General features: G+C 54.8%; 8 protein-coding genes. 3 read left to right on the forward strand and 5 right to left on the reverse strand.

What is annotated here, in order from left to right; genetic code table 11:
- Positions 1-2,032, reverse strand: a 2,032-nt coding sequence (ileS, locus tag K5905_RS21405) for an isoleucine--tRNA ligase (RefSeq protein WP_297587512.1), incomplete at its 3' end; no start/stop codon positions are given.
- A 386-nt stretch (positions 2,033-2,418) separates the two neighbouring features.
- Between ileS and K5905_RS21410 the strand changes: the two genes are divergently transcribed.
- Complete coding sequence (locus K5905_RS21410; protein WP_297587515.1) at positions 2,419-3,714, forward strand: glycosyltransferase family 87 protein; 1,296 nt, start codon at positions 2,419-2,421, stop codon at positions 3,712-3,714.
- On the opposite strand, the gene K5905_RS21415 is transcribed toward K5905_RS21410, so the two are convergent.
- The 3 genes from K5905_RS21415 to K5905_RS21425 all read right to left on the reverse strand — a co-directional run bounded on the left by K5905_RS21415 (position 3,687) and on the right by K5905_RS21425 (position 6,243).
- Positions 3,687-4,631 (reverse strand): DMT family transporter, encoded by a 945-nt coding sequence (locus K5905_RS21415; RefSeq protein WP_297587517.1) that lies wholly within the window; start codon positions 4,629-4,631, stop codon positions 3,687-3,689. The two genes, K5905_RS21410 and K5905_RS21415, sit on opposite strands and share 28 nt — an antisense overlap.
- Complete coding sequence (locus K5905_RS21420; RefSeq protein WP_297587520.1) at positions 4,628-5,626, reverse strand: bifunctional riboflavin kinase/FAD synthetase; 999 nt, start codon at positions 5,624-5,626, stop codon at positions 4,628-4,630. The genes K5905_RS21415 and K5905_RS21420 overlap by 4 nt, the downstream gene beginning before the upstream one ends.
- Before the next feature lie 170 nt (positions 5,627-5,796).
- Positions 5,797-6,243 (reverse strand): MaoC family dehydratase, encoded by a 447-nt coding sequence (locus K5905_RS21425; RefSeq protein WP_297587523.1) that lies wholly within the window; start codon positions 6,241-6,243, stop codon positions 5,797-5,799.
- Between the two features lie 249 nt (positions 6,244-6,492).
- Here K5905_RS21425 and K5905_RS21430 point away from each other — a divergent pair, with 249 nt between their 5' ends.
- Both K5905_RS21430 and K5905_RS21435 read left to right on the forward strand, forming a co-directional pair.
- Positions 6,493-6,876, forward strand: coding sequence for a response regulator (locus K5905_RS21430; RefSeq protein WP_297587525.1), 384 nt, complete (start codon positions 6,493-6,495; stop codon positions 6,874-6,876).
- Positions 6,877-7,060: 184 nt separating this feature from the next.
- Positions 7,061-7,735 carry a protein phosphatase CheZ gene (locus tag K5905_RS21435; RefSeq protein WP_297587527.1) on the forward strand — a complete coding sequence of 225 codons (675 nt, stop codon included), beginning with the start codon at positions 7,061-7,063 and terminating at the stop codon, positions 7,733-7,735.
- 79 nt (positions 7,736-7,814) lie between these two features.
- Here K5905_RS21435 and K5905_RS21440 read toward each other — a convergent pair.
- Positions 7,815-8,183, reverse strand: a 369-nt coding sequence (locus tag K5905_RS21440; protein ID WP_297587529.1) for an efflux RND transporter permease subunit, incomplete at its 5' end; no start/stop codon positions are given.

Consider the following 8,183-nt stretch of genomic DNA (forward strand, 5'->3'; position numbering starts at 1 on the left):
CGGCGCCGTATTGTTTGATGATGTCCTGAGGAAACACCTGGTTGCCAAGCGATTTGGACATCTTTCGTCCGTCTTCAGCCATGGTGAACCCATGGGTCAGAACCGCATCATAAGGCGCGTGGCCTCGTGTACCGCAGCTTTCCAGAAGCGAGGAGTGGAACCAGCCGCGATGCTGGTCCGATCCTTCTAGATAAAGAACATAGTCGTCACCGCCTTCACCCTTGCGCTTAGGTTTCAGGTCGTCGCGCTTTTCCATGACGAAAGCATGCGTGGAGCCGGAATCGAACCAGACATCCAGGATATCGGTGACCATGTCCCATTCTTCGGCTGCGTGATCATTGCCGAGGAATCGTTCCTTTGCGCCCTCAGCGTACCAGGCATCGGCACCTTCCGTGACAAAGGCGTCGTAGATGCGCTGATTGACAGCTTCGTCCTTCAGGATCTCCGCAGTGTCCTTGTTGATGAACACGGTGATCGGTACACCCCATGCGCGTTGGCGCGACAGGACCCAATCAGGGCGGTTCTCAATCATTGAGCGCAGCCTGTTCTGACCGCTGCCCGGAACGAACCGGGTTTCGTCGATGGCGTTCAGAGCCCGGGTCCGCAGCGTGTCGCCTTCGCCCGACAGGGTCTTGTCCATATAAACGAACCACTGCGGTGTGTTGCGGAAGATCACCGGTTTCTTGGAACGCCAGGAATGCGGATAGGAGTGATTGAGGCGACCGAGACCGATCAGGTTGCCGCTTTCCTTCAACTTTTCGATGACAGCCTTGTTGGCCTTGCCCTTTTCACCTTTGTGGGTGATGACTTCGTAACCCTCGAAACCAGGCGCGTCCTTTGTATAGAAACCGTCATCGGCAACGGTGAAGGGAATAGCAGTGTTGATGCCGCGCTCTTCCAGCTCGGCACGCCTCTCCATCCAGATTTCAAAGTCGTCCGAACCGTGTCCTGGTGCCGTATGCACGAAACCGGTACCGGCATCATCGGTAACGTGATCACCGTCCAGCAGCGGCACGTCAAATTCGTATCCGCCAAGATCAAGGTCTGCCAGCGGATGAGCCAGGGTCAGGGTTGCCAGCTCATCCGGCGTGACCGGGCGTACGCGCTTGAATTCGGTGATACGGGCATTCTTGAAGACGTCATCCGACAGTGCGTCAGCAAGGATGAGCATGTCGCCCTTCTGGACCCAGTTGTCGTCCGGCAGGCCATCCTGTGTCACTTCATAGAGGCTGTAGCCGATACGCGAAGAGAAGCATACCGCGCGGTTGCCCGGGATCGTCCATGGCGTCGTGGTCCAGATAACGACCGATGCGTCCAGAAGCTGGTCCACTGCCACTTGGTCGCTGCCACCTGCTGTCACGACCGGGAATTTCACCCAGATCATGTCGGACTTGTGGTCCTGATATTCAATTTCGGCTTCAGCGAGTGCGGTTTTTTCAACGACCGACCACATGACGGGCTTGGAACCGCGGTAAAGCTGCCCGGACATGGCAAACTTCATCAGCTCCTGGGCAATAACCGCTTCACTTTCAAAACGCATGGTCAGATATGGGTTGTCCCAATCACCTTCAATGCCGAGACGCCTGAATTCCTTGCTTTGGACATCGACCCAATGCTCGGCGAATTCGCGACATTCCTGGCGAAATTCGTTGATCGGAACTTCGTCCTTGTTTTTACCCTTGGCGCGGTACTGCTCTTCGATTTTCCATTCGATCGGCAGCCCGTGGCAGTCCCAACCCGGAACGTAGTTGCTCTCATAGCCCATCATCTGCATGGAGCGGGTGACGATATCCTTCAGGGTCTTGTTGAGCGCATGGCCGATATGGATGTTGCCGTTGGCATAGGGAGGGCCGTCATGAAGAACGAATTTGTTCCGGTCCTTACCCTGTTCGCGCAGCCTTTTGTAGATTTCCAGGTTTTCCCAACGTGCAAGGATTTCCGGTTCTTTCTTCGGAAGTCCTGCGCGCATTGGAAACTCGGTCTGTGGCAGGTTGATCGTTTTGGAATAGTCGCGTTTATCTGTCTCGGTCATCGTCAAGTCGATCCGGTCGTTCGGGCGGCGCCCGAAATCACATTTAAGGGTGTCTGCAAGCCTGTCACCAGGCTGCAATCAATACAGGAGGATCCCGGTCCCTGGCGCCGCGGTGCGCGCGTCAGCCGAAGGCCGGGCTAGTAATTCGCGTAATCGCGGTCATCGCTTTGCCGATGATTATGAGAGCCTGATTTTGCATGGCAAGGGACATAGCAGCACTTGCGAAATGAATAAAGGGGGTATTGAGATCGCCGCGCAAAGCTCAACTGCTGCCAAGATACTCGGGGCGATCTTGCAAAACGGGCCGGCAGGTAACCGAATATAGATAACCTGCAGTTAGCCTGCTGGACCTGAGCAAAGCGAAGACACAGGACCGGTCAACCTCCATGATGGAAAGTCAAGGCAACGCGTTCGAGGAACCAAACCTTTCGAACCAGAACCAGACGCAAAGCCTTTGGTTTCGCGCTGTCCGCTCTGGTGATTGGTTCACCTGGGACCGTATCGGTTTTGCCTGTCTATGCTCCGCCATCGGATTTGCGCTCGGATTTGCCTGGATGCTGCTTGTTCCCAACACATTCAGGTCGCCCAACGGCACGCTGATGATGGACTATTTGAGCTTCTGGCTTGCCGGAAAGCAGGCGCTTCTGGGAACGCCTGACTTACCCTATGTTCCGATTGAATTTGCGGAAATTCAAAAGCAATTGTCCGGTTCCGACAAGTTTTTCGGCTTCTTTTATCCGCCCACCTTTCAGCTCCTGCAAAGCGTTTTCGCCCTCCTGCCATACAGGGTTGCCTTTGCCGCCTTTGTTGCACTGACGACAGGTCTGCTTTGGTTCACCTGCCGGCTGATTACCGGCAAATGGCTACTTGCGGCTTGCCTCATATTGATACCGGCCTGCGCCAACAACGCTTTTCACGGCCAAAATGCAGCCCTGACCGCGGCGCTTTACGGTCTGGTGCTCGTCGGTGTGGAACGGAACCGGATGTTCCTTGCTGGACTCGCGCTCGGCATCCTGACCATTAAGCCGCAGCTGGGAATTCTTGTTCCGATCGCCCTGATTGCGAGTTTGAACTGGCGGACATTTATCAGCGCATCTGTGACCACTCTTGTCTTTGCAGCGGTAAGCGTTGCCTTCCTTGGCATTGGTGTCTGGCAGGTTTTCTGGCTTCAGGCCCCGGTCGCAACCGCCGTGATGGAGCAGGGCAATGTCGAATGGACGAAAATGATTTCGGTCTATGCCAGTGCCCGTCAGTTCGGATTGGGGAACGTTCCAGCCTATGTCATCCAGATCGTTGCCGGAATTGGCGCGCTTGCCTGTGTCTGGACCGCCTGGCGAAGGTCAGGAAGCATGGCTGTAAGAGCGCCCGTTCTGCTCGGGGGAACACTTCTGGCAACACCTTTTGCACTTTCCTATGATCTCACCCTGTTGATCGTTCCTTGTGCATTTCTGATCCGGGAGGGGCTGAAAAACGGCTTTCTGCCTTACGAGAAAGCCCTTCTTGCGGTTGTCATCGGTCTTTCAGCGTCAACGGGTCCGATTGCAATCTGGCTGGGCATTCCCGTTGCACCGCTTCTGCCGTGGCTGATCCTGTGGCTGGGCATGCGGCGGCTGAAAGCTCAAGTGGATGACAGTCGGCCGTCTGGCCATGGCGATCAGATTTCTGGCACCGTGTCTGCCTGATCTTCTGATTTCCGCTTGCGTTCGCGATGGGCGATGTAAAGACCGCTTGAAATGATCAGGGCGATTCCGAACCACGTCAGCCGATCCGGAAAGTCCGAGAACACCAGATAACCGAACAGGGTCGCGCTGACGATCTCGATATATTGCAGCGGCGCCAACAGGCTGGCCGTCCCGCGTTGAAAGGCGGCAACGACAAGGCCGTGTGCGGTAAAGGAAATCAATCCGACAATCATCAGCAGGCTGACCTGGAAACCGGTCGGTGCCACGAATTCCATACCGTCCACCTGTGCAAACAATCCGAATAAGAGCGCCCCGCCAAGCAACAATGAACCGGAAAGGCCTGCACTGAACTGGATCGTCAGCAAATCGTCGGTCACCGGATAGAGCCGGTTGAGCAGCAGGTAGAAGGAAAACAACACAGCGGTGCAAACCGGCAGCAGGCTGACCAATCCAATTTCGGCAAGGTTGGGACGCAATATGACGATTGCCCCCACAAGACCGACAACAATCGCACCGATCCGGCGGATGCCGACCTGTTCCTTCAAGATGAGCGCAGCCAGTATCGTCAGGATCATCGGTTCGACGAAAAAGATCGAAATGGCTGTGGCCACGGACATGTATTTCACGGCCGTAAAGAAGCTGAGCGACGCCAGCGCCAGAAGAATTCCACGTAAGTAATTGATGACTGGTTGATCGCCTTTGAGCCGTTTCAGCCGTCCGCTGACAAGTGCAAGGGTAAGGCAGATCAGGAACTGAAAGAGAAACCGGCCAAAGGTGATTTCAAGCGCAGGAAGAGACGCTGACAGGTATTTCGCGATGATGTCCATCACCGGAACGATCAGCATCGCAACTGTCATCAGGAGAATGGCCAGGAGCGGGTTTTGATCGACGGTTGATGACCTGTTGCCCCCGGTCACTCAGCAAGTTCCAGCAATTTCATGTCGACTTCCGACAGGGGCTGAAGAGATGCAAGCGCCGCCTTGGCTTCTTCGCTGTCCTTGTTCATTTGGGCAACCAGTGCATCGACCGTGTCGAACTTTTCTTCGCCGCGAAGGTAAGAAACCAGGTGGACTCTGAGTTCCTGTCCGTAGAGGTCGCCGCTGAAGTCGAACAGGTGGACCTCGAACAAAGTTGAGCCGTTGTCGAAGGTCGGACGGCGACCGTAGCTGGCCACGCCGTCGTACCAACCGTCACGGGTCTTCACCTTAACCGCATAAATACCCTGGCGGAGCGGGCAGTTGTCATGCATACGCAGATTAGCGGTCGGATATCCGAGGTCTCGGCCGCGCTTGTCGCCATGCTGCACCTCCGATTCGAAAAACCAGCGGTAGCCTAGCAGGCCATTGGCGTGGGCAATTTCGCCATGCGCCAGGCAATCTCGAATGCGGGTGGAGGATATGACTTCTGCGCCTTCGTCCTCTTCTCGCTGTACGATTGTAACGCCGAACCCGTGATTTGCTCCGGCCGACCGCAGATAGTCCGGTGTACCCTGGCGCGCGCGGCCAAAATGGAAATCGTATCCCGTCACCGCGTGAGAAATACCGAGTGTGTCGATCAGGATATCCTGCACGAAGGCATTGGCCTCGATCCCCGCAAATTCACGTGTGAATGGCAGAATCAGCGCACCGTCGAGGCCACATTCCTTGAGGATATCGACCTTTTGCACCGGTGGCGTCAGCCGATAAACCGGTTTCGATGGATTGAAAACGGTGCGCGGATGGGGTTCGAAGGTCATTGCGAAAACGGGATGATGGGTACCGTGCCCAAGACCGAGCGCCGCATCCAGAACGGCTCTGTGGCCTCTGTGTACGCCGTCAAAATTTCCGATTGCGACGATGCCGCCCTTCAGATCCTCCGGAAAATCATCCAGATTCTCGGCAATCAAAAACTTCGAGGGTTGAGACAGGCTCATGCGACAAACCTTCGCGAAACGTGTCGGCCGGATAGGCTCAAGGGAAGACGGCAGCAGGCGCATGCTCACACGAAGGTGAGATACCGCACAGGCGTGGAACCTGCCGCCAAGATCCGCAAAGGTCAAGCTTGAGAATTGGTTGGCGATTTATCGACAAGCCCAAGCTTAAGTCACAGACCCGATCTGTCTTCGTCCCGGCTGGGAACTTTTACAAGCGCTTCACCTTCAAGCACCACCGTGTCTCCCACACTGCAGATACAGGAAAGACGGGCGCGGTTGCCACGCTCCATAAGTTCTTCCACCGTGACTGTCACCTTGACGTCGTCACCGATCTTGACCGGCGCCTTGAAGTTGAGGGTCTGCGAAAGATAAATCGCACCTGGGCCCGGAAGTCGGGTGCCGAGGACAGCGGAAATAAGGCTTGCTGTATAAAGTCCGTGCGCAATCCGCGTCTTGAATGGAGTTCTTGCGGCAAAGTGTTCAGAAAGATGAATCGGATTCCGGTCACCGGATACTTCCGCAAAACCGACAACGTCTGATGATTTGACGTGTTTTACAAGTTCTTCACTCATTCCGGTTTTCAGATCTTCAAAACACAGTTTTTGCAGCTCAAGCATTGCGATTTCCGTCCAGAATTACCTTTTTTGCCCGCTGCAGACGCTAGGCTTCGCAAGGTTTTCTGGCAATTGTGCTTTGGGCGAATAAAAAAAGTGCTTGTTATTAACGGTCTTTTCAGGGGCCGCGGGTAAATTGCTTCAAGTGTGGGGAGGTGAGGACACGATGAGTGTCGCTCTCCTTCAAAGTCATAACGCGTTTCCACCGGCCCACGGCCAGGGGCCGCGCAAATTGACAGTATGGAGTAGACAATGGCCCTTGATCTTCAGATGCCGGTCCTCGTGGTCGATGACTACAAGACGATGATTCGCATCATTCGGAACCTGCTGAAACAGCTCGGTTTCGAGGACATCGACGACGCCGCGGACGGCACCGAAGCATTGGAAAAAATGAAACAGCGCCGTTACGGCCTGGTGATTTCAGACTGGAACATGGAGCCGATGACCGGCTACGAACTTCTCAAACAGGTTCGTGCGGATTCCGGACTGAGCAAGACACCTTTCATCATGGTGACTGCAGAATCCAAGACAGAAAACGTGATCGCGGCGAAAAAAGCCGGCGTGAACAACTACATCGTCAAGCCGTTCAACGCACAGACGTTGAAAGGCAAGATTGAGGCAGTCTTCTCCGATTAATTTCCTGTATCGGGCGGAGGACGCGTTTAGGCGCTTCTCCGCCGGTGCAAGACGGACCTTCTCGGTCGGCACGGTTCTGTCCAAATGACAGGCCGGGTCTGTCTGGGTGTATCCGGAAAGTAATTGTCGGGACTTTGGTTCCGAACATTCGGAGGGTGCTTTCACTATGGAGAGGCTAGACCTGATGGCCAACATGAAACAGGAAAACGTCGCGCGCGTTATTGATTTCCTGGAAGAAAACAAGAACCGCGACGGTGAAGTTTCTCTGACCGACGTGATGCATCTGGCGGAAGTCATGTCGGGATCGATGTATGACTTTCTGTCGACTGTACAGCCGGCTGTGACCGAAGAGCTGACTTCCATTGCCAAGGAAATCAGACGCATGAAGGAGGAAATCTCCCAATTGCGCGCGAACGACATGACCGGCAACAAGATCCCCGATGCGGGGCGCGAGCTGGATGCGATCGTTGAGGCTACGGAAGAAGCCACCAACTCGATCATGGAAGCGGCCGAAGAGATAATGGGCGCCGATACCAGCGATGCCGAAGCTTATCAGGAACTGGTCAGCAACAAAATGATCGGCATCTTTGAGGCTTGCACTTTCCAGGATATTACCGGTCAGCGGATCTCGAAGGTGGTTTCGACACTGCGCTATATCGACGAGCGCGTGACATCTTTCATTGAGCATCTGCGCATTCCTGAGGAACTCGATGCTGCCTTGGAAGAGAGTGAAGAAGAGCGCCGGAAGCGCGAACTCATTCTGCACGGTCCGCAACATACCGGCGAAGGCGTTTCCCAGGACGACATCGACGCTCTGCTGGGCGATGCCCAGGCCGATATCGACAAGCTGTTCGACTAGGCCTATTGCCGAGACGGCAATCGAAATTCAAAAAGGGTCCTCAAGGCGAGGACCCTTTTTCGTTTTGAAACAGTCAAAGTCAGCTGGTTTCGGAAATTTTCACATGTCCCTCGGGTGACATTTCAGCTTTGTTGTGCGCCTTGCGTTCGGCTGCAAGGGACGTCAGTCCGAAATCGTCCAGGATCGTGTAGAAGGCCGGGACCGTGAAAACGATCATCAAGGTTGTACCGATCAGGCCGAAGGTGATCGACGTCACCAGCGGTATCAGAATTTGTGCCTGAGGACTGGTCTCGAACAGCAGTGGCAACATCCCTGCAACCGTCGTCAACGAGGTCAGAAGTATTGCCCGAAAACGAGCCTTTGCGCCAAGAGGTGCAATATCCGCCACATTTTCCATGTCAGGCGCATGTTCATCCTTGATGAACTGTACGAGAAGTATGGAATCGTT

Origin of the sequence: Roseibium sp. (genome assembly GCF_025698965.1) — a bacterium.
GTDB lineage: Bacteria > Pseudomonadota > Alphaproteobacteria > Rhizobiales > Stappiaceae > Roseibium.

Excerpts from the sequence above, each read along its gene's own strand:
- K5905_RS21420 (WP_297587520.1), bottom strand. The coding sequence starts at position 5,626 with ATGAGCCTGTCTCAACCCTCGAAGTTTTTGATTGCCGAGAATCTGGAT.
- K5905_RS21410 (WP_297587515.1), top strand. The coding sequence starts at position 2,419 with ATGATGGAAAGTCAAGGCAACGCGTTCGAGGAACCAAACCTTTCGAAC.
- K5905_RS21435 (WP_297587527.1), top strand. The coding sequence starts at position 7,061 with ATGGCCAACATGAAACAGGAAAACGTCGCGCGCGTTATTGATTTCCTG.
- K5905_RS21430 (WP_297587525.1), top strand. The coding sequence starts at position 6,493 with ATGGCCCTTGATCTTCAGATGCCGGTCCTCGTGGTCGATGACTACAAG.
- K5905_RS21425 (WP_297587523.1), bottom strand. The coding sequence starts at position 6,243 with ATGCTTGAGCTGCAAAAACTGTGTTTTGAAGATCTGAAAACCGGAATG.